The 20466-nt window shown below is 33.7% G+C and carries 19 protein-coding genes and 1 rRNA gene; 6 read left to right on the top strand and 14 right to left on the bottom strand.

Translation table 11 applies throughout. The features are described from left to right. Nucleotides 1–52: 52 nt before the first annotated feature. Nucleotides 53–1528 (bottom strand): 16S ribosomal RNA (locus MJ_RS00825). Nucleotides 1529–1872: 344 nt separating this feature from the next. Between MJ_RS00825 and MJ_RS00830 the strand changes: the two genes are divergently transcribed. Next, a complete protein-coding gene (locus MJ_RS00830) occupies nucleotides 1873–2154 on the top strand; it encodes a DUF2098 domain-containing protein (RefSeq protein WP_064496408.1) in 282 nt (93 codons plus the stop codon). Nucleotides 2155–2220: 66 nt separating this feature from the next. After that, entirely contained in the window at nucleotides 2221–3345 is a 1125-nt protein-coding gene (locus tag MJ_RS00835) for a TIGR03576 family pyridoxal phosphate-dependent enzyme (RefSeq protein WP_010869653.1), read from the top strand. 147 nt (nucleotides 3346–3492) lie between these two features. Here the strand turns inward: MJ_RS00835 and MJ_RS00840 are convergent, their stop codons facing one another. The 3 genes from MJ_RS00840 to ilvN form a co-directional block, all read right to left on the bottom strand. Then, on the bottom strand, nucleotides 3493–5112 hold the full coding sequence (locus MJ_RS00840; RefSeq protein WP_064496409.1) for a DUF128 domain-containing protein: 1620 nt from the start codon (nucleotides 5110–5112) through the stop codon (nucleotides 3493–3495). Nucleotides 5113–5158: 46 nt separating this feature from the next. Then, nucleotides 5159–6565: an Asp-tRNA(Asn)/Glu-tRNA(Gln) amidotransferase subunit GatB gene (gene gatB / locus MJ_RS00845; RefSeq protein ID WP_064496410.1), complete on the bottom strand. Its 1407-nt coding sequence runs from the start codon at nucleotides 6563–6565 to the stop codon at nucleotides 5159–5161. A 156-nt stretch (nucleotides 6566–6721) separates the two neighbouring features. Next, nucleotides 6722–7228: an acetolactate synthase small subunit gene (ilvN, locus tag MJ_RS00850; protein ID WP_064496411.1), complete on the bottom strand. Its 507-nt coding sequence runs from the start codon at nucleotides 7226–7228 to the stop codon at nucleotides 6722–6724. Between the two features lie 374 nt (nucleotides 7229–7602). On the opposite strand from ilvN, the gene MJ_RS00855 reads away from it, so the two are divergent. After that, nucleotides 7603–8868: an MBL fold metallo-hydrolase gene (locus tag MJ_RS00855; RefSeq protein ID WP_010869657.1), complete on the top strand. Its 1266-nt coding sequence runs from the start codon at nucleotides 7603–7605 to the stop codon at nucleotides 8866–8868. Nucleotides 8869–8880: 12 nt separating this feature from the next. Here MJ_RS00855 and MJ_RS00860 read toward each other — a convergent pair whose 3' ends face one another. The 6 genes from MJ_RS00860 to MJ_RS00885 form a co-directional block, all read right to left on the bottom strand. After that, entirely contained in the window at nucleotides 8881–9384 is a 504-nt protein-coding gene (locus tag MJ_RS00860) for a roadblock/LC7 domain-containing protein (protein ID WP_244409436.1), read from the bottom strand. Nucleotides 9385–9492: 108 nt separating this feature from the next. Continuing rightward, nucleotides 9493–10668, bottom strand: a complete 1176-nt coding sequence (locus MJ_RS00865) for a DUF2226 domain-containing protein (protein ID WP_064496412.1) — start codon at nucleotides 10666–10668, stop codon at nucleotides 9493–9495. 21 nt (nucleotides 10669–10689) lie between these two features. Then, nucleotides 10690–11460 carry a nickel pincer cofactor biosynthesis protein LarB gene (gene larB, locus MJ_RS00870; protein ID WP_010869660.1) on the bottom strand — a complete coding sequence of 257 codons (771 nt, stop codon included), beginning with the start codon at nucleotides 11458–11460 and terminating at the stop codon, nucleotides 10690–10692. Nucleotides 11461–11492: 32 nt separating this feature from the next. Further along, nucleotides 11493–12260, bottom strand: a complete 768-nt coding sequence (locus MJ_RS00875) for a D-aminoacyl-tRNA deacylase (RefSeq protein WP_010869661.1) — start codon at nucleotides 12258–12260, stop codon at nucleotides 11493–11495. A 1-nt stretch (nucleotide 12261) separates the two neighbouring features. Continuing rightward, complete coding sequence (locus MJ_RS00880) at nucleotides 12262–12753, bottom strand: MogA/MoaB family molybdenum cofactor biosynthesis protein (RefSeq protein WP_010869662.1); 492 nt, start codon at nucleotides 12751–12753, stop codon at nucleotides 12262–12264. Between the two features lie 122 nt (nucleotides 12754–12875). Further along, complete coding sequence (locus MJ_RS00885) at nucleotides 12876–13079, bottom strand: histone family protein (RefSeq protein WP_010869663.1); 204 nt, start codon at nucleotides 13077–13079, stop codon at nucleotides 12876–12878. Between the two features lie 239 nt (nucleotides 13080–13318). Here MJ_RS00885 and minD point away from each other — a divergent pair, with 239 nt between their 5' ends. Next, nucleotides 13319–14101 carry a septum site-determining protein MinD gene (gene minD, locus MJ_RS00890; RefSeq protein WP_064496413.1) on the top strand — a complete coding sequence of 261 codons (783 nt, stop codon included), beginning with the start codon at nucleotides 13319–13321 and terminating at the stop codon, nucleotides 14099–14101. 137 nt (nucleotides 14102–14238) lie between these two features. On the opposite strand, the gene MJ_RS00895 is transcribed toward minD, so the two are convergent. The 3 genes from MJ_RS00895 to MJ_RS00905 all read right to left on the bottom strand — a co-directional run bounded on the left by MJ_RS00895 (nucleotide 14239) and on the right by MJ_RS00905 (nucleotide 17896). Next, the gene (locus tag MJ_RS00895; RefSeq protein ID WP_064496414.1) at nucleotides 14239–15285 is read right to left on the bottom strand and encodes a mechanosensitive ion channel family protein; all 1047 of its coding nucleotides are present in this window, start codon (nucleotides 15283–15285) and stop codon (nucleotides 14239–14241) included. Nucleotides 15286–15370: 85 nt separating this feature from the next. After that, nucleotides 15371–17092, bottom strand: a complete 1722-nt coding sequence (locus MJ_RS00900; protein ID WP_010869666.1) for an ATP-dependent DNA ligase — start codon at nucleotides 17090–17092, stop codon at nucleotides 15371–15373. A 156-nt stretch (nucleotides 17093–17248) separates the two neighbouring features. Next, nucleotides 17249–17896, bottom strand: coding sequence for a protein-L-isoaspartate O-methyltransferase (locus MJ_RS00905; RefSeq protein ID WP_010869667.1), 648 nt, complete (start codon nucleotides 17894–17896; stop codon nucleotides 17249–17251). A gap of 100 nt (nucleotides 17897–17996) precedes the next feature. Between MJ_RS00905 and MJ_RS00910 the strand changes: the two genes are divergently transcribed. Further along, complete coding sequence (locus tag MJ_RS00910; protein WP_064496415.1) at nucleotides 17997–18410, top strand: Tfx family DNA-binding protein; 414 nt, start codon at nucleotides 17997–17999, stop codon at nucleotides 18408–18410. Next, nucleotides 18411–19454, top strand: a complete 1044-nt coding sequence (locus MJ_RS00915) for an mRNA surveillance protein pelota (RefSeq protein WP_010869669.1) — start codon at nucleotides 18411–18413, stop codon at nucleotides 19452–19454. A gap of 83 nt (nucleotides 19455–19537) precedes the next feature. Here the strand turns inward: MJ_RS00915 and MJ_RS00920 are convergent, their stop codons facing one another. Further along, complete coding sequence (locus MJ_RS00920; RefSeq protein WP_064496416.1) at nucleotides 19538–20155, bottom strand: translin family protein; 618 nt, start codon at nucleotides 20153–20155, stop codon at nucleotides 19538–19540. Nucleotides 20156–20466 lie beyond the last annotated feature (311 nt).

The raw sequence follows: 20466 nt of genomic DNA on the forward strand, positions 1-20466 counted from the left end.
AGGCAAGCCCACGACTGGTTTGGTGCCCCGCAGCAACCAGCGCTTTTTTCTCAGGAGGTGATCCAGCCGCAGTTCCCCTACGGCTACCTTGTTACGACTTCGCCCCCCTCGCTGAACCCAAGTTCGACCCTGCCCTTGCGGACAGGGCCTCACTTGGGCTCAACTCGGGTGGCGTGACGGGCGGTGTGTGCAAGGAGCAGGGACGCATTCACCGCGCCATGGTGAGGCGCGATTACTACGGATTCCGGCTTCACGAGGGCGAGTTACAGCCCTCGATCCGGACTACGACCGGGTTTAGGGGATTCGCTCCCCCTTTCGGGGTCGCGTCCCATTGTCCCGGCCATTGTAGCCCGCGTGTAGCCCAGGGGATTCGGGGCATGCGGACCTGTCGTTGCCCGCACCTTCCTCCGGCTTAGCGCCGGCGGTCCCCCATGAGTGCCCTCCTCCCGGAGGAGGAGGTAGCAACATGGGGCACGGGTCTCGCTCGTTACCTGACTTAACAGGACGCCTCACGGTACGAGCTGACGACGGCCATGCACCACCTCTCGGCGCGTCTGGCAAGGTCGTCAACCTGGCCTTCATCCTGCCGTCGCCCCTGGTAAGATGCCCGGCGTTGAATCCAATTAAACCGCAGGCTCCACCCGTTGTAGTGCTCCCCCGCCAATTCCTTTAAGTTTCAGTCTTGCGACCGTACTCCCCAGGCGGCGGACTTAACGGCTTCCCTTCGGCACCGCGTCGGCCCGAAGCCGACGCGACACCTAGTCCGCAGAGTTTACAGCCAGGACTACCCGGGTATCTAATCCGGTTTGCTCCCCTGGCCTTCGTCCCTCACCGTCGGACCCGTTCCAGCCGGGCGCCTTCGCCACAGGTGGTCCCCCAGGGATCAACGCATTTCACCGCTACCCCTGGGGTACCCCCGGCCTCTCCCGGTCCCAAGCCCGGCAGTATCTCTGCCAGCCCTGCGGTTGAGCCGCAGATTTAAGCAGAGACTTACCGGGCCGGCTACGGACGCTTTAGGCCCAATAACAGTGGCCACCACTTGGGCCGCCGGTATTACCGCGGCTGCTGGCACCGGACTTGCCCAGCCCTTATTCCCGGAGCTGTTTACACTCCGGAAAAGCCCACGCAGGGCGTGGGCACTCGGGGTCCCCCCGTCGCGCTTTCGCGCATTGCGGAGGTTTCGCGCCTGCTGCGCCCCGTAGGCCTGGACCCGTGTCTCAGTGTCCATCTCCGGGCTCCCCCTCTCAGGGCCCGTACGGATCGTAGGCTTGGTGGGCCGTTACCCCACCAACTACCTAATCCGCCGCAGCCCCATCCTCGGGCAGCTTACGCCTTTCGGGGAGGGATCATTCCAGACCTCCTCCCCTATGGGGGATTAGCCTCAGTTTCCCGAGGTTATCCCCCACCCGAGGGTAGGTTAGCCACGTGTTACTGAGCCGTGCGCCGGTGCTCCCCGAAGGGAGCCCCTTGACTCGCATGGCTTAGTCGGACCCCGATAGCAGTGGCCTCCGGCAGGATCAACCGGAATTAAGTGGGAGGTACGGTCGCAAGAAAGGATAAACCTTTCTTGCGGCTGGTTGCTGCGGGGTTTCACCACCAGTCGTGGGCTTGCCTCAGCCCCAACCCCTCCGGATTGGGGACGCATCCCTCAAGTGCATCCTATAACGAGAGGTTGTTATATGCAACGTTTTTAGGAATAGAACAATAATTTGAATAAATTATTAATACATGCTATGAGAGAAGATTATTGTAATAGGACTTTCGCAGGAATAAATTTTTTATTGCGTATTGACACCCTCTGGGTGTCTAAGTTCCAAATTCAATATATAAATTGCGAAAGTCCTATTATAAAATATTTGGAGCGTGGGATACATGGATGAAGTTAATATTAAAGTTGGAGATTATGTGGTTTATATAAATACTGGAACAAAAGGAAGAGTTGTAGATATAAGAAAAGACGAAAATGGAGACATTTGGGTTGTGTTAGATAACAATTTAATGTATAGACCGCACCTATTGAGAGTTATCGATAAGTCGAAGATAACAGAAAGAAAAGAAGATATTGATGAAGTCGTTAAGAAATTAGAAAAAGAAGAATTAGAAGAAGGAAAATTAATAGACCTGGATTTAGGAGATGCTTGTGGGGCTGGATAAATCATTATTATTTTCCTTTTATTTTTTAAATTTTTTAAATTTTTATAAACTTGTATTGGTGATTTAATGCTCTCCGACTATGAGGAGTTTTTAAGATTAGAGAAGGCAAGAAAAATTATCTTAGAAATATTAAATGAAAAGGGTAGAGATGCATTGTATGACTTAAGTGGATTGTCAGGAGGGTTTTTAATAGATGAAAAAGATAAAGCTTTATTAAATACCTACATTGGGTCATCTTACTTTGCAGAGAAGGTTAATGAATATGGGCTTAAACATTTAGGTGGAGATGAGAATGATAAATGTGTTGGTTTTAATAGAACATCATCGGCAATTTTAGCCACTATATTGGCATTAAAACCAAAAAAAGTTATCCACTATCTACCAGAACTTCCAGGACATCCATCAATAGAGAGAAGTTGTAAAATTGTTAATGCTAAGTATTTTGAATCTGATAAAGTAGGAGAGATTTTAAATAAAATAGATAAAGATACTCTAGTTATTATCACTGGTTCAACAATGGATTTGAAAGTTATTGAACTTGAAAACTTTAAAAAAGTTATTAATACAGCTAAAAATAAAGAAGCTATTGTCTTTGTTGATGATGCCTCTGGAGCGAGAGTTAGGTTGTTATTTAATCAACCTCCAGCATTAAAATTGGGAGCTGATTTGGTAGTTACAAGCACAGATAAGCTTATGGAAGGACCGAGGGGAGGTTTATTAGCTGGAAAAAAGGAACTTGTTGATAAGATATATATTGAAGGCACTAAGTTTGGCTTAGAAGCTCAGCCCCCTTTATTGGCTGGTATATATAGAGCTTTAAAAAACTTTAACTTAGAAAGAATTAGAAAAGCATTTGAAAGGGCTAAAAACTTTGATTTATCTAAGATTGAAAAATTAAACAAAGAGCTTAAGGCAATAGATGATAATATAAATATTGTTTATGAAAGAACACCAACGGGATTTGTAATAAAAAGAGTTTATAAAGATGACACTATAAATATTAAAAAACTCATTGAGATTGGGTTTAATTTGTTAAAAAATTATGGAATTATAACTATAACCGTGGCAGGTATGCCTGGGGCAAGTAAAAGTTTAAGGATTGATTTAACATCAAGGGATGCTGAAAGGATTGATGATAATTATATAATAAAGGCAATAGTTGAATCAATAAAAATGGCTTTTAAATCTTAAAAAGTTTAAAGTTCCTTTATATCACTAATTGTGGTTAAATATTTTTATAACTCTTTAAATCCATAGGGGAAGCCCCTATTGGGATACCCGAGCGGGGCTTCACTTCGTTCAGCCCCACTTTAATGAGAGTATTTAGGATATATGAGTTTAAATCTCCTTATAACTCTTTAAATCTGAAAATCTAACAACTTCATGCATTGCCTTTAACTCAATAGGTATTTCATTCTCTTTCAATAACACTAAGGGATTTATTCCCCCCATTGTTACAACTCCACACATGTCTTTATTCACGCCAATACCATAAAGTTCATTGTTTGGCTCTCCTATAGCTTTAATACCATTCCAATTTAATTTCTTTAAAACTTCTTCTAATTTCTCTCTTGCAACTCTATGCACTTCCCTAAATCCTGCCAAAAATGTTTTTTCACAATCAACAAAATTAAAGAAAACTTCATGAGGGTCTAATGACGAACCATCATAACCAATTATATCAATAAACCTCTCCTTATCTTCAGTTATCTCCAAAATCCCCCCATATTTTGGTATGAGAGGAACTGAGTTTCTTAAAAATATTCCATCTAAGGTTACAGCACAGATTGTTTGAATTTTTATCCTATCATTTTCTTCAACAATTCCAAATCTGTCGGATATGCCTAAACCTTTTTTATATGCCTCTTTTAGTATATCAAATGCCTCATCAAGGTATTTTTTATCGATAAATGCAGTATTTACTATAACATCTCCATCAGCTTCATCTATATCATAGGTTACCTTTGCCATTGCATTGAACATTTTTGATAAAGCGGTTTTTATTCTTATATTTGCCTTCTTTGTTACTATATCCCTTGGATTCTTTTTAAGCTTATGGAGAGATTCTAATCTAACAATTGATGACATTGGACAAATTTCAACGCAGTAGTTGTTTTCAACAAATGGAGCTATTGGTGTTAGACCTCCAATTAAAGCGACTCCCACCTTATCATCTCCAACATCTAATCCTAAAACATTTTCTGTCCCATAACTAATAATACATTTTAATTCATCTATCTCCAATATAGTCTCAAATCTCTCCAAAAACTCAACTCCAAAGTATCTAAAGTTTGCTGGTAAATAACCCTCCCCATTCTCTATAATACCCATAACATCTGTTTCTTTCTTCTCAATAAATGCTCTCAATGGGTCTATAGATGTAGATTTGTAATCTATAATTTCTTTAAATTCTACTGGTTTTCCATCCTCATATTTAACAACTCCAGCACATACATGGAGTGGAAAAATGCCATTTTGTAGTAGGATATTATCAAAGTTTAATGAGCAGAGGGTATTTATTTCCACGAATTTTTCCCTATCTATAATTCCAACTCTATCCCCAACAGCCAAACCAGACTCATAGACACTTTTTATTATTTTTAACACATCATTAAAGTCTGCATAAACCTGACATCTGTTGATAACTACATATCCAAACCTATAGTTGGCAGATATTGTTTTTTCCAATATATTCGAGTAAATACTCCCCAGTCTATAAGATATATTAGCTTTCTCCAACTCCTCTAAACCTCTCTCAGTTATAACCCTTCCAGCATAACCAACTTTTTTTGTTAATTTCATCCCATCCAATAACTTTAAATGATATCTCACAGCCCTCTCTCCAATTTTATAACCCCTCTTATTAAGTTCTTTAGCTATAATTTTAGCCCCTACAGGCTCTTTTGATTTAGATAAAATATCTAAAATTTCTATTAACTTCCTATCAAGGTCTGCCATTATTATCACCTAAAAAATAATTATTAAAAAAAAGAATAATAAAAATTTATTTATCTAATCTCTCTTTCAATAACTCAATGACTCTCTTTGGATCTGCCCTTCCCCTTGTTAATCTCATTACTTGCCCCATTAAGAAGTTCAATGCCTCTTTTTTACCATTTAGATAATCTTCAACTGCCTTTGGATTGTTTTTAATAGCTTCCTCAACCGCTTTAACTAAAGCGTCTTCATCTCTAATAACTGTTAATCCAAGCTCCTCAACGAGTTCTTTAGGCATCTTCTTTCCTCTATTTATAACCAACAAATCAACAATCTCTTTAGCTATTTTTTGAGATATAACCCCCTCTTTAATTAGCTTTATTAATTCAACTATATGCTCTGCCTTAACCCCACTCTCATACAAATCTACTTTGTGATACTGTAAAGACCTCCTCAACTCATTTCTAATCCATGTAACTGCCAAATCAACATTTTCCTTATTAACACCTAAGGATTTAACAACTTCCTCAAACATTTCAGCCATATCTAAGTCAGAAACTAATACCTTAGCATCCTCTTCATCAATACCATACTCTTCAACAAATCTTTTCTTCTTAGCTAATGGTGTTTCTGGCATTTTTTCCTCTATTTCCTTAACCCATTTTTCAGAGATGACTATTGGCTGAATGTCTGGGTCTGGAATATATCTGTAATCTTCAGCAGTCTCTTTACTTCTCATTGCCTTAGTTATCATCTGACTTTCTAAGAATGCTCTTGTTTCTCTTTTAACCTCTCCCCCTCTTTTAATAATGTTTTTCTGTCTGATTAGTTCATATTTTAGAACTTTATAAACCCCTTTAATTGAATTGACGTTTTTAACCTCAACCCTATTTCCTTGGACTCCCATATATTCAATGGAAATATTTACATCAGCCCTCATTGTTCCTTCTCCTCTTAAACAGCCAAGGTATCTGAATAATGTCATCAATTGCTTTAAAAATTCTCTTGCTTCTTCTGGGCTTTTTATATCTGGCTTTGTAACAATCTCAATTAGTGGGGTTCCGCTTCTGTTATAATCAACAATTCCAAAACTTGGGTTGTACTGCCCAGGGTCTTCCTCTAAATGAACCTCATGTATTCCAATACCCATAAACTCTCCATCTACTCCAATAGGGGTTGAAGTTCTCTGATAACCGCTCGGTAAATCTGGATAATCATAATGCTTTCTTTGGAAGTAAATATCTTCATCAACAACTATTTTACAACCAAGCATCTTTGCAACCATTATTGCAACTTCCACTGCCTTTTTATTTGGTGGGAGTGGTTTTGCTCCAGGCAATCCAAGACAGACAGGACAAACATTCGTGTTTGGCTCTGCATCTAAATAATTCGTTGAGCAGTTACAGAATAATTTTGATTTTGTATCAATTTGAACATGTATCTCCAAACCACACTTCATTTTAACATCTTCCATATTTCCACCCATTAAATTTTAATTTACACCTCCGAGCGTAAGCGAGGAGGTGTTAGTTTTGATGAAACTTTATTAAATTTTCACGTGCATTTCCAAACCACACTTCATTTTAACGTCATCGTTCATGTTTCCACCTTATTTTGGTCTTTTTAAAACTTAGCTTTTTGGTTTTAAGATTTTTGGTCCCCTTGCTAAGGCAGTTATTCCAGTTCTTGCCATTTCTTTAATTCCTAATGGTTTAACTAAGTCAATAAATGCGTTTATTTTATCTTCACTACCAGTTATCTCTACAATTAAAGATTCTGGACTTAAATCTACAACATTTCCTCTAAATATGCTTGTATATTGAATAACTTGTGATTTTGCACTCTCTGTTGGTGCATAAATCTTTATTAAACAGAGCTCTCTCTGAACGGATTTCTTTTCCTCTAACTCACTAACCTTTATAACATCAATTAATTTGTTGAGTTGTTTGATAACCTGCTCTAATATCTTATCATCTCCATTAACAACTATCGTAACTCTTGAAATTTGTGGATTCTCTGTTATTCCGACTGTAATACTTGAAATATTAAACCCTCTCCTTGTAAATAACCCTGAAATTCTCTGCAATACTCCTGGTTTATTTAAAACTAACGCGGAGATGACATGCCTATGTTCCATTATATTCACCAATCCTTTTTATAGTAAGATTTAAAAATAATAAAATAGATATTTAGTAGAACTCACCATATAATAATTATGATACCTGAAATTTTTGATTTGCATATTTTTGATAGGATATGACAAGGCTTAATTTTTCTTTTGTTAATTAATTGGCATCTAAATTATTGGTTTTTGCAAATATTCTAAAGATAAAGGACATAATAAATGTCTTTCGATAGAGGGTGTTCAATTTTTCATAACTAAATTTAACAACTTTACGAAAAACTATGAAAATTTTCTTTTAATCTTAACTTAATTTTTGGTTTCCTATTCTTTGCCTGGGTAATAGGATTTATCCAAATAAAATATATATAAATTTTTGGGATGGTAGTATGGTTTTATTAAAGTTTCATGGTGGTTGCCAGCAAATTGGGATGAGTTGTGTTGAGGTAGAAACACAAAAAGGGAGAGTTTTATTGGATTGCGGAATGTCTCCAGACACTGGAGAAATACCTAAGGTAGATGATAAAGCAGTAGATGCAGTTATTGTTTCCCATGCTCATCTTGACCATTGTGGAGCAATCCCATTTTATAAATTCAAAAAGATTTATTGCACACATCCAACAGCTGATTTAATGTTTATAACTTGGAGAGATACTCTAAATTTAACAAAAGCTTATAAAGAAGAAGACATTCAGCATGCTATGGAAAATATTGAGTGCCTAAATTACTATGAGGAAAGGCAAATAACTGAAAACATTAAATTTAAATTTTACAATGCCGGGCATATATTGGGAAGTGCTTCCATATACTTGGAAGTGGATGGGAAAAAAATTCTCTATACTGGGGACATAAATGAAGGAGTTTCAAGAACATTACTCCCTGCAGATACAGATATCGATGAGATTGATGTCCTAATTATAGAATCTACTTATGGATCTCCATTGGATATAAAGCCAGCAAGAAAAACTTTAGAGAGGCAATTAATTGAGGAAATATCTGAAACAATAGAAAATGGAGGAAAAGTAATAATCCCAGTTTTTGCAATTGGTAGAGCTCAAGAGATATTGTTGATTATAAACAACTATATTAGAAGTGGAAAGTTAAGGGATGTGCCAATATATACTGACGGCTCCCTAATTCATGCAACTGCTGTTTATATGAGCTATATAAATTGGCTAAATCCAAAAATAAAAAATATGGTTGAGAATAGAATTAATCCATTTGGTGAGATAAAGAAGGCAGATGAAAGCTTAGTATTTAATAAAGAGCCTTGTATTATTGTTTCAACTTCAGGGATGGTTCAAGGAGGACCGGTATTAAAATATTTAAAGTTATTGAAAGACCCAAAAAACAAGCTTATATTAACTGGTTATCAGGCAGAGGGAACATTAGGAAGGGAATTAGAAGAGGGAGCTAAAGAAATTCAGCCATTTAAAAATAAAATCCCTATAAGGGGAAAAGTTGTTAAAATAGAATTTTCTGCTCATGGTGATTATAATTCATTAGTTAGATATATAAAGAAGATTCCTAAACCAGAAAAAGCTATAGTTATGCATGGGGAGAGATATCAATCATTATCATTCGCTATGACTATTTGGAAGACATTAAAGATTCCAACCTTTGTTCCTGTTAGAGGAACAATATTGCCAATATAAATTATAAAATTTTTAAATACTCAATAATGCCTCCTCTGGAATTTCTTGCTCTATGGTTGTAATTGTTGAGAAATACTTTTTGAGAACTCCTGTTATTCTTTTCAGTATTTCTTTCTCTTCTATAACGTCAAGGGCTATTTTTGACTCTATTATAACATACAGATTTTCACCATAAAGTTTTAATGGATAGATGTATAGATAACTATCTTCCTTAAATATAACGACCTTTTTTATATTTCCACATAGTTTTTTAATATATTCAAATATGCTCGATGCAGTAGCTCCAACTTCATCAGCATCCTTTAATGTAGTGGCTATAACTAAACCCTCATCATTAACAACAATAATATCTTCTATATCATAAGAAAGAGCTATTTCAACCAAATCAAATTCTTTTGTATATTCCCTACCTTCATCTGGAGCTACATAAGGTTTTAATTCTTTAAGATTTTCGATAATTTCCATTTCAATAATCTTATACGTTTTCTTTCTTTCTTTCTCTTTATAGTAATACACTCCTACACCAATCAAGACCCCAACTATAAAAAGAATTAAAAAAATTATTATCGCATCCATGTTAATACCTCTTCATTTCTTCTATTTGAATATTTGCTTTTTATTTTATTACTCTATATTAATATTTATCCTTGAGGTATATTTGGATACATATTTTTTAATTGTATTGTCAATCTCAAATTTAACAATTGAAGGGTCTATATCTTTTTTGATAATTCCCAAGATTCTTTTTCTCTTTACATTAACATCCCCAAATATATAGTATCTACCATTCTCCCACTTAATCTTAAGATTAACTAAAACATCACTAACACCTTCCATCCTCTTAACTTTATTAACAATCTCACTCTCAATTTTTTCTTTTAGTTCTTCCAATTCTTCATCTGAAGGTCTAAACACATCTTCTAATATTGTCTCTATCCAATTCTCATCTGGCTCTTTTATTCCCAATTTTTTTAGCAGTTCTTCTCTTGAGACTGTTGATTCTTCTTCTATTTCTTCAGCAGTTGTTATACTACCTTCACTTTCTAAACTATCCGCTTTTTCACTACTTTTATTTTCGTTTTCATCCAGAATTTTCATTTGTGGGTATAGTTCTAATATAACATGTGTTTTTTTCTCATTATACTCATAGACATCAATAACTGTATTTTCATCTTTCAACATTTCTTCCAATTTTTCATAGGCATCTTTTCCTAACAAAACTCCTAAGTCACATTCATAAGCCGCTGCTATTGGTGTTTGTCCTTTGTATATTATATAACCGTTCTCAAATTTGCCATCTTTTTTTCTATAAGCATTTATAATAATATATTTATTATCTTCTAAGTATTTTTCAAAGTCCTTTGTATTTGCCTCTATTAAATTATCCAATGGTATGTCCAATTTTATGTTGAGATATTTTTCAACTATGTCTCTCTTCTCACTCATATCTTCATTTTTTTCAGATACTTTATTTGTGTCTTTACATGCAAAAATCTCTGGATATAGCCATTTCATTAAATTTATTTTATCTTTATTATATTTGTAGATATCTATAACTTTGTTTTCGTAGTTTAACAGTTCAATAACTTTTTCTTTATTTCCAAAAACCTCTGTAGATTCACTATCGGTGTAGTAGCATCCAACAATTTTTCCATCTTCAACAAAGATATAACCCTCATGTAATTTATTCCCTTCTTTAACTAAAATTAAAATATATCCAGTGTCTATCTCATTGATTATCTCTTCTAAATTTCCTTCATATAATGTCTTTACATACTCTCCATCAACAACTTTTATCATATTTTCCCTCATCTATCTTTATTACTTATGCATTATCTTAGCTATCAATCCTGCAAATACACCTGCTCCAAATCCATTATCAATATTAACAACCGCTATTCCAGGAGAACATGAATGCAACATAGTTAACAGAGGCGTTATTTTTATCCCATAAGATGTCGATGTTGGAACTCCAATAACAGGAATATCAACCATTGAGGCGATAACTGAAGGTAAAGCTCCCTCCATACCAGCAACAACAATAATACAGCAAACATCTTCCTCAATCATTCTTTTTAAAGCTGGAAACAGCCTGTGAATGCCTGCAATTCCTACATCATAAGCAGTTATTGCTTCAACTCCCATTATTTCTAATGTGTCTTTTGCCTCCTCTGCCACTGGAATATCTGAGGTCCCTGCTGTTAATATACCCACTTTACCTATTTTTTTTACTTCATAGTTTTTATTTTTTATTATTAATGTTTTCGCTTTTTTGTTAATTTTTATGTCGTAGTTTTTTAAATTCCACTTCCTAATTTCGTCACTAAGTTTTTCAATATCTTCTATTTTAGTTGCTAACGCTATGCCATTTTTTTCTACAAGTTTTAGCGTGGCTTTAATTATCTCATCTATATCTTTTCCCTTACCATAAACAACTTCTGGAACTCCTGTCCTAAACTGCCTGTTTATATCCAACTTTAATCTTTCCTCAATCTCTTCATAATAGTTAAGCTTTATCTGTTTTTCAATTTCATCTAAGCTTATATCTCCATTTTTAAATGCTAAAAGTAAATCTCTTAAATTTTTTCCCATTCAATTCCCTCCAAAACTTTTAGAAAAAACATTTAAACTCTTTCCCATTCGATTCCATTATTTTCAAAAAATTCAATATATCTCCTTTTATCATCTCCCCTACATCCCTTCCAATCAATAAGAGCTTTATCCACTTCCATCTTACTGATAAGTTGATTTAAAACATCCTCAGACACTGAGGCATATTTTGGAACTAAATAGCCAAAATAATATTTATCCTCTAAAGCAAGTTTTGTAAATTTTGGAGCATAATGCCCTCCACCAAAGCCAATAGCTCTAACTTTTTTATCATAATTTTTGGATTTCATTGCATCTATTGTTTCCAAAACAGATTTAGCAATTATCTCTCCAGCCTCTTTTAAAATCCACTCTTTTTCACTACTTCCAATTTCAACAAATACTGTTGGAGCTTTTAAACCGGTTGGAGAGTGATGAACTACCTCAAAAGAGACATCAAACTCTCCAATCTTCCCATCCTCATAGTATGTTTTGTAATTTTTGTAAATGTTTTTTAATAAAAGAGTATTTAAAACAGCATCACATGGACAAACTTCCTTAGGATTTCCTCCAAAAGTATTATCTTCAGTTAAATTTCCGGGCGTATGGACTGTTAGGGATGGTTTATTTGCAATACTTTTATGCTTTGATAAAAATATATAGTAATCTGCATACTCCAAATCTTCTGCAGTTAGAGATAAAAGCTCCTTATCAGTTTCAAAAACATCAAAATACTCTTTTATATGATTAGCTATGTTTTTACTTGCTAAATCTTTATTTGATGCTATTAACAAAAATTTCATCTTATCCCTCTCTTAAATGTCCTAATATATGTCCTGTTTCTTCTTTAATTATCTTTAATGCTGTTCTACATGCATTTACTGAGCCTGGGAGGGCATATATGATTTTTCCTTTATAAATTCCAGCCATAGCTCTTGATAGCATGGCTGAGAATCCAACTTCCTCATAACTTAGTTTTTGAAAAATAATTTTAAAGCCATCTAACTCTTTTTCAATAATTTCTTTCAATGCTTCTACAGTGACATCTCTCTCAGCTATTCCAGTTCCTCCTGTGAAAACAATACAATCTACATCAAAAAATTCAACTATATGCTCAACTATTCCTTTAATCATATTTTTGTTGTCGGGGATTATTGTATATACTTTAGCGTTTAGTTCTTTTTTTAATAATTTTCCAGATTTATCATCTACTTCTTTTCCCTTAATTAAATCATTATATCTACTATCACTTACAGTAACTACCGCATATTTTATATTTTTTATTCTTTTGTGCATATTTCCACCGTTTAAATAAATATATAAATTAATGAATATAAATTAAAATAACAAAAGAATTCTAAAGTTTTGGAAGGAAGTAAAATATTAATAATAAAAATTAAAAATTTTAAAAATAAAATTTATTTCTTCAAAGCCAATTTTATATCCTCAACTTTTACTGTTTTTCTTTTTGCGTGCTTAGCTAATTCAACTGCTTCTTTTGCAATTTCTAATGCAATCTCTTCAACAGCCTCTGCTAAGTATTCTGCAGCTGCTCTGCTAACTCTCTCAGCACCAGCCTTTTTCAATATTCTCTCAAATGGTGCAACTGGAAGCTCAGCCATAATACCACCTCACAATAGATTTCCAATAAATACTGTTATAAAATCCTTTATTTAAACTTTTCGGTCATTTTCATTTTTTGTGAAAGTCTTTGGAAAATTTTCCCACACATAAAGAAGGTATTAAAAAGTGTGACACTAAAATTATAAAAAACACTATTTATAATGTATGTCACAAATTTAAAATATAATTTTATGAAAGATAGATAAACATAAATTAATAGAGTTTAATTGTGATATTTATGATAATTACTATAGCTTCGGGTAAAGGAGGGGTTGGAAAAACTACAACATCAGCATCTTTAGCAGTAGCACTTGCTAAATTGGGAAAAAAGGTTTTAGCTATTGATGGAGACATATCAATGGCTAATTTAGGGATTCTATTCAATATGGAAAAGAAAAAACCCTCTTTACATGAAGTTTTGAGTGAAGAGGCAGATGTTAGGGATGCAATTTACAAACATAAAACTGGAGTTTATGTATTGCCAACGAGTTTGTCTTTAGAAGGTTATAAGAAATCAGATATTGATTTACTTCCAGATGTGGTTAATGAGGTAGCTGATGATTTTGATTATGTAATTATAGATGCTCCAGCTGGGTTAAATAGAGAAATGGCTACTCATTTAGCTATTGCTGATAAACTTTTACTTGTTGTCACCCCAGAGATGTTCTCAATTATTGACGCTGTTAGATTAAAAGAAAGTGCTGAAATGGCTGGAACACCTTTAATGGGTGTTGTGTTAAATAGGGTTGGTAGAGATTTTGGTGAAATGGGTAGAGATGAGATTGAAATGTTAATAAAAGGTAAAGTTTTAGTTGAAGTCCCTGAAGATGAAAATGTTAGGTCAGCAGCTTTAAAAAAGATGAGTGTTATTGAATATAGAAAGAATTCTCCAGCTTCTCAAGCTTATATGAAGTTAGCTTCAATAATAGCAGGAGTTCCTATTTACATTGAAGATGAAATTAAAATAATAAGGAAAGAAAGCTTTATAGATAAAATTAAGAGATTATTTAGGATGTATTAATTATCTTGATTTAAAAATTTTAATTATCATCCTTTTCCAAATAAACCGTATATGTTGGGAACGCCCTCTCAATGAACCTTTCAGTAAAAGCTTCACCAAAAATGGATGCATCATCTCGCTTTGCTCGATGATGCCTCTTAGTTATCTTTCTCCAAATAAACAGTATATGTTGGGAATGCCATCTCTATCCCTTCTTTTTCAAATTCCTCTTTTATCTTCAAATTTATTTCATCAACGGCATTTAAATAGTAATCAAATCCCATGTTTCTAACAAAGTATTCTACCCTCAAATTTAAACTCCAATCTCCATATTCCCTAAAATGCACTCTATATGGAGGGAGAGTAGCTGGATGATTTTCAACAATCTCTTTTATTATCTCCTTAGCCCTCTTAATTTTCTCTACCGGTGTGTTATAAGTTAAACCGATAGTCATTAAAACCCTTCTTCTATCTCTAACTGTTAAGTTTTCAATGGCTGAATCCAACAATTCTGAGTTTGGGATAGTTATTAAAGTGTAATCAAAAGTTCTAATTCGTGTGCTTCTTATTCCAATCTCCTCTACAATCCCTTCAGCCCCTTTAACTTTAACCCAATGGCCTAAACTAAAGGGTTTGTCAATCAATATTAAAATCCCAGCAATGAAGTTTTTTATGGTGTCTTGCATAGCCAAAGCTAAAGCTAAACCCCCTACTCCTAAACCAGCCAATAAAGCAGTGATATCATAACCAACAGAGCTTAAAGCCGTTAATATACCAAGAAGTATTGTTAATATCTTTACAACTTTTTTCAATGGCTTTATTATGTGTTCGTCCAACTCTGTTTCTGTCTTTTCGGTTAATGGAATTAGGTAGTGTTCAAATATCCCATCAATAAATTTAACTGCAAAATATGTAGCCGATAAGATAACTACAACTTTTACTGCTTCATCTATCAACTTGAGTATATAATCTGGCAGAATTAAAAATCTTAACCCAAAATAGAAAAACAATGTAACTACTAACACAATAATTGGTAAATCAATAGACTCTAATATTATATCATCGAATTTTGTTTTTGTTTTATCTATGATTTTTTTGAGATAATTTCTAACTATTTTATCCACAATTTTTCCAATGAAAATACCCAATAGAGTTATAACAACAAAAATAAGTATATTAGATATGCTGTTCCCAAAAATTTCCATATTCACATCACCTCTTCTTTAAATTACCACTATAAAAATAAAATTGAAAAATTTAATTATTTATCAAAGATTTTTATATTAAAGATTATTTCCTTCCTCTTTGGATTTCATATATCCTTTCAACATCCTCTATAGTGTTTATCTCATTAACTCCCTTATCAAATCTAAATCTTACAACCCTTGGGAATCTCAAAGCATAGCCACAAGGATATTTATCAGATTTTTGAATTTCTTCATAAGCAACTTCAATAACTATCTTTGGTTCTACTTCAACCTCTTCACCTAAATCTCTAATAATAATTTTATCAATCTCTTCTTTCAAAAACTCTAAATCTGCCTCAGTTAGTCCAGTCCCTACATGTCCAATAGGGTAGAGGTTCCCTTCCTCATCTCTAACACATATTTCAAATGAACCATACCAATCCTTTCTCTTCCCCATCCCTCTCTTTGCCTTTGTAATTACGACATCTAAACTCTCAAGAGTTGGTTTAAATTTATACATTGTTCTAACTCTACTTCCTGGGGTATAAGGAGCCTTTAAATTTTTAATCATAACTCCCTCATGCCCAATAGATAGAGACCAGTTATAAAATTCTCTTGCCTCTTTTGCATCGTTTGTGACTAATTTATAGGATATATCAATTATTTTATCTGATTTAAGCTCTTTCTCTATCCTCTTTCTTTCAGTTCTCCAATCATTCTCATAACCAACAATTTCCTCTAAAACTTTTCTTCTCTTTTCAAATTCCTCATCTATAAATGATACTCCATCTTTATAAAGAATATCAAACAAATAAACTCTCAAATTTATTTCCTTCATCATCTTTCCAATATCATACTTTCTCCTAAATCTTCTAAGTATATCTTGGAAAGGTCTTGGCTTTCCTGTTTGTTTATCTATAGCTACACACTCCCCTTCAACAATTAATTTATCTACATTAATATTTTTTACCGCCTCAACAATCTCTGGAAGGGCATTTGTAACATCCTCCAATCTCCTGCTATATATCTTAACTTTATTTCCATCCTTATGTATTTGAACTCTTGCTCCATCATACTTTGTTTCAAATTGAGCTCTGCCCATCTCCAATAATGCCTCTTCAATTGAAGGAGTTAATTGAGCCAACATTGGTTTTATTGGTCTAAATAATTTTAATTTTAGCTCCTCACTTTCTAAATCTCCCATTAATAATTTCTCAGCTAAAAGCCCAATATCATTGGTTATAGCATATATCTTCTCAAGTTTTTCCTTTGGAACATTGAAATAAACTGACAAAGCATCTAATATAGTTGGAACATTCATCCCTATCCTCATATCTTCCAAAATTAACCTTGCCAAATACCTGCACTCTATTGGTGAAGCTCTTAAAAAGAGACTACTTATTAACCTCAACTTTTTCTTTTGAGAACCTTCTCCCTCTATCTCCCCAACCCTCTTTAAGGTTTCATAAACCTCATCTACAGTTAATGGCTGAAAAAATAAAGATGCTTGCTTAATCTTTGATTTTAATTGCTCTATTGCCAATCCAATATCTCCCGTCTCTTTAATTTTCTCTAACAATTCATCTTTCTTAATTCCTATAGATGTAACAGCATTTATTAAAAGTTTTTCTCCAATTCCTAACTCTCTCTCATCGTATTCGGGATAAACCCTCCCTATAGCCATATAACAAATCTTTTTTAAATCCTCTGGCTTCCCTTTCTCTTTAACCATGTCAATTAATTTTATAAAATAATCTCTCTTTTCCAACCTTTTTGTTGTTTTTTCAATTTTATTAAATATTTCACAAACATCTCTCCAAAGCATTATTTCACCATAAAAATATATATTATGAAATTTTATTATCTTGGCTCTAATTAAAATTGTTTCTCATTTTTAATCTTAGTTAATATGTCATTAACTATCCACTCAAAAATAAAACAGAATAAAATAAAAGAGATAATAATTTATCTTATTATCATTTTACCCTTGGAATCCTTCTTTACCAACTAAAGGAACAAATGCCACTGGCCCACAGTCCTTTATTATTATCTCATCTCCTCTCTTTTCAGCTAAAACTAATCTTTGTAGATACCTACCAACAGGCATTAATAACTTTCCCCCATCTTTTAATTGCCTTATTAATGGTTCTGGGATTTTTGGACCTGCTGCAGTTGTATATATCCTATCATAAGGGGCTAATGGCTCATACCCTAAAGTTCCATCTCCCACTATTACAATAACGTTATCGTATCCCAATTTCCTTAAAGTTCTCTCTGCTTTTTCAGCCAATTCTGGAATTCTCTCAATACTAACAACTAAACCATCCTCCCCCACAATCTCAGCAGTTACTGCCGCGTGATAACCACAACCAGTCCCAATCTCTAAAACTTTCATTCCTGGCTTTAAATCTAAAAGCTCACACATCATTCCAACCATATGAATGGCTGAAATAGTCTGCCCATAACCAATCTCTAATGGAGTATCTACATACGCATATTCCTTTAAATGCTCTGGAAGAAATTCCTCCCTTGGAACTTTTAATAGAGCATCAATTACTCTTTTACTTTTTATATACCCCTCCCTAATTAATTTCTCAATTACTGCTTTCTTTTGTTCTTCTAAATCCATAATTTCACCAAATATAATCTATATAAGGTAGCTTATATAAATGTTTAATATAATGTTAATTATAAGAAATTACCACCAAAATAATTATTTGGTGTTATGCATGGTTGAGGATTCATTCTTAACAGACACACAAATTAAGGTTTTAAAATTGAGAAAAAAAGGATTAACCCAAGAAGAAATAGCAAAAATGCTTGGAACAAGTAGAGCCAACATAAGTATGATTGAAAAAAGGGCAAAAGAAAATATAAAGAAGGCATATAACACAATAAAGATTTATAATAGGATAATGGCTCCACTATCTATTGAAATTGAAGAAGGGACTGATGTTTTAGAAATTCCAGATATTGTATTTAAAAAAGCTGATGAAGAAGGTATAAAAGTGAAATACAATACCTTAGAGCTCATTGAGCTTATAAAAGAAAATGCTTCAGAATTTATAGAAAAAAGAACAGTTAAAAAGAAATTTAAAATATACATCCTTGAAAATGGGGACTTAGATGTTGGAGGGAGCTAAATGAAAATTATAGAAGAAATTCCACAGAAAAATATTATTAAGCTTATGCCTGAAAACTTAGATGATTTATGGGTCTTATATAACATTATTGAAGAAGGAGATAAGATATTTGCAGTTACTGAGAGAAGAGTGCAGGATAAAGGAGACGTTATTAGAGCAGACAGAGGAGCCAAAAGAAAAATGTTTTTAGGAATTGAAGTAAAAAACGTAGAATTTGATGAAAACACGAAAAGAGTTAGAATTTTAGGAACTATAATTCATGGCCCAGACGATGTTCCCCTTGGCAGTCATCATACAATTGAAATTAAACCATTTGATGAGCTTTCAATTGAAAAAAATTGGAAAAAATGGCAGATAGAGAGAATAAAGGAAGCTATTGAATCATCTAAAAGACCTAAGGTTTTAGTTGTTGTTATGGATGATGAAGAAGCAGATATCTTTGAAGTTAGAGACTACAGCATAAAAGAAATTTGCTCAATAAAATCTCACACTTCAAAAAAATTGGATTATAAAATTAACGAAGAGTTAAAAAAAGAGTATTATCATGAAATAGCTAAGGTTTTGTCAGAGTATGATGTTGATAATATTTTGGTCGCAGGGCCAGGATTTGCAAAAAATAGCTTTTATAATTTTATTTCCTCTCAATACCCAGAGCTTAAAAATAAAATAGTTGTGGAGAGCATATCAACAACCTCAAGAGCTGGATTAAATGAGGTTATTAAAAGAGGAATTATTAATAGAATATATGCTGAATCAAGGGTTGCAAAAGAAACACAATTGATAGAAAAGCTTTTGGAAGAGATTGCTAAAAAGGGATTGGCTGTTTATGGTATTGATGAAGTAAAAAAAGCTTTAGAATATTCAGCTATAGACACATTATTAGTTTCAGATAGCTTAGTAAGAAATCATGAGATAGAAAAAATAATAGATACTACTGAAGAGATGGGTGGGAAGGTAGTTATCGTTTCCTCTGAACATGATGCTGGAAAGCAATTAAAAGCCTTAGGAGGAATAGCCGGTTTATTAAGATTCCCTATTGAATAATTACTCTTGAATAGGACTTTCGCAGTTTATATATTGAATTTGGAATTTAGATGCCTAAAAGGCATCATTTTCCTTATAGAGATTTATTCCTGCGAAAGTCCTATTTGAACTCTTTTTAAATGTTCTCTAAGCTTAAGATTTTGAATAAAAGTAACAATATCTCCATGGGTTTTTTCTAAGATTCCTCTACTAATATCCTGCTTCCTTCTCAAATTATCCACTACGTGATAATAATCAAAGTTCATTAAAAATTCATATAAATCTTCCATAAATTTGAAATACCTTTCAACCTCTGCTAAATTATCATTTTTCATTGCCTCTAATACCTCTCTCCTCAACTCTCCAATCACATCAGCTAATCCTAAGATGTAGTTCTCTTCTTTAATAAAATCAAGCTCTTTGAAACTTGGAATCTTATTATCAAACTTTATCATATACAAAGATAATGCCTCAACAAATTCCTGTTGAGGGGTAGATAAATATCCAACAAACTCTGGGAATGTTGCTAAACTATTTAGTTTTTTAATTTTTTCTGATATCTCATTTAATTTGTCTTTAAACTCATCTTTATCGTCTGATTTGTGAATTTTTCTAATTAACATTGCACAATCTCTTGTTATTTCCCTTGATAACTTTAAAATTTCTTCTCTAACACTATCTTTATTTGCAAGGTAGTTTATTAGATAATTTAGCTCATCCATTGCTACCACCAAAAATTTTATATACCCTATTGTTAGTATTTGTTTATACACTCCTTTTCTTTTATTACACTAATCCGTTATTAATTTATACCTCAAATAATGCAAACCTGAAAAGCCCGGGTAGGGCAATGACAGGTTTGCAAAATATAGTGTCTTCCAAAATCAATAAAATTAATTTAAGGAACATTGAACGCCTTTAAGGCGTTCATTAATACCTTAGTTATTTCAAAAGTTTTGAAAGACACTATAAAAAAGCTATTTAGATATTAAACCAAACAAAACACTCAAATAAAAGATTTTAAAGATATCAA

This window comes from Methanocaldococcus jannaschii DSM 2661, from assembly GCF_000091665.1.
Classification (GTDB): domain Archaea; phylum AGJL01; class Methanococci; order Methanococcales; family Methanocaldococcaceae; genus Methanocaldococcus; species Methanocaldococcus jannaschii.

What these genes read in the sequence shown, in the direction of transcription:
- MJ_RS00880 (WP_010869662.1), bottom strand. Translation starts at nt 12,753, where the DNA reads ATGCACAAAAGAATAAAAAATATAAAATATGCGGTAGTTACTGTAAGT.
- MJ_RS00910 (WP_064496415.1), top strand. Translation starts at nt 17,997, where the DNA reads ATGGTTGAGGATTCATTCTTAACAGACACACAAATTAAGGTTTTAAAA.
- MJ_RS00915 (WP_010869669.1), top strand. Translation starts at nt 18,411, where the DNA reads ATGAAAATTATAGAAGAAATTCCACAGAAAAATATTATTAAGCTTATG.
- ilvN (WP_064496411.1), bottom strand. Translation starts at nt 7,228, where the DNA reads ATGGAACATAGGCATGTCATCTCCGCGTTAGTTTTAAATAAACCAGGA.
- minD (WP_064496413.1), top strand. Translation starts at nt 13,319, where the DNA reads ATGATAATTACTATAGCTTCGGGTAAAGGAGGGGTTGGAAAAACTACA.
- larB (WP_010869660.1), bottom strand. Translation starts at nt 11,460, where the DNA reads ATGGGAAAAAATTTAAGAGATTTACTTTTAGCATTTAAAAATGGAGAT.
- MJ_RS00875 (WP_010869661.1), bottom strand. Translation starts at nt 12,260, where the DNA reads ATGAAATTTTTGTTAATAGCATCAAATAAAGATTTAGCAAGTAAAAAC.
- MJ_RS00895 (WP_064496414.1), bottom strand. Translation starts at nt 15,285, where the DNA reads ATGGAAATTTTTGGGAACAGCATATCTAATATACTTATTTTTGTTGTT.
- MJ_RS00830 (WP_064496408.1), top strand. Translation starts at nt 1,873, where the DNA reads ATGGATGAAGTTAATATTAAAGTTGGAGATTATGTGGTTTATATAAAT.
- MJ_RS00885 (WP_010869663.1), bottom strand. Translation starts at nt 13,079, where the DNA reads ATGGCTGAGCTTCCAGTTGCACCATTTGAGAGAATATTGAAAAAGGCT.
- MJ_RS00905 (WP_010869667.1), bottom strand. Translation starts at nt 17,896, where the DNA reads ATGGATTTAGAAGAACAAAAGAAAGCAGTAATTGAGAAATTAATTAGG.
- MJ_RS00840 (WP_064496409.1), bottom strand. Translation starts at nt 5,112, where the DNA reads ATGGCAGACCTTGATAGGAAGTTAATAGAAATTTTAGATATTTTATCT.
- MJ_RS00865 (WP_064496412.1), bottom strand. Translation starts at nt 10,668, where the DNA reads ATGATAAAAGTTGTTGATGGAGAGTATGTAAAGACATTATATGAAGGA.
- MJ_RS00835 (WP_010869653.1), top strand. Translation starts at nt 2,221, where the DNA reads ATGCTCTCCGACTATGAGGAGTTTTTAAGATTAGAGAAGGCAAGAAAA.
- MJ_RS00855 (WP_010869657.1), top strand. Translation starts at nt 7,603, where the DNA reads ATGGTTTTATTAAAGTTTCATGGTGGTTGCCAGCAAATTGGGATGAGT.
- MJ_RS00900 (WP_010869666.1), bottom strand. Translation starts at nt 17,092, where the DNA reads ATGCTTTGGAGAGATGTTTGTGAAATATTTAATAAAATTGAAAAAACA.
- gatB (WP_064496410.1), bottom strand. Translation starts at nt 6,565, where the DNA reads ATGGAAGATGTTAAAATGAAGTGTGGTTTGGAGATACATGTTCAAATT.
- MJ_RS00920 (WP_064496416.1), bottom strand. Translation starts at nt 20,155, where the DNA reads ATGGATGAGCTAAATTATCTAATAAACTACCTTGCAAATAAAGATAGT.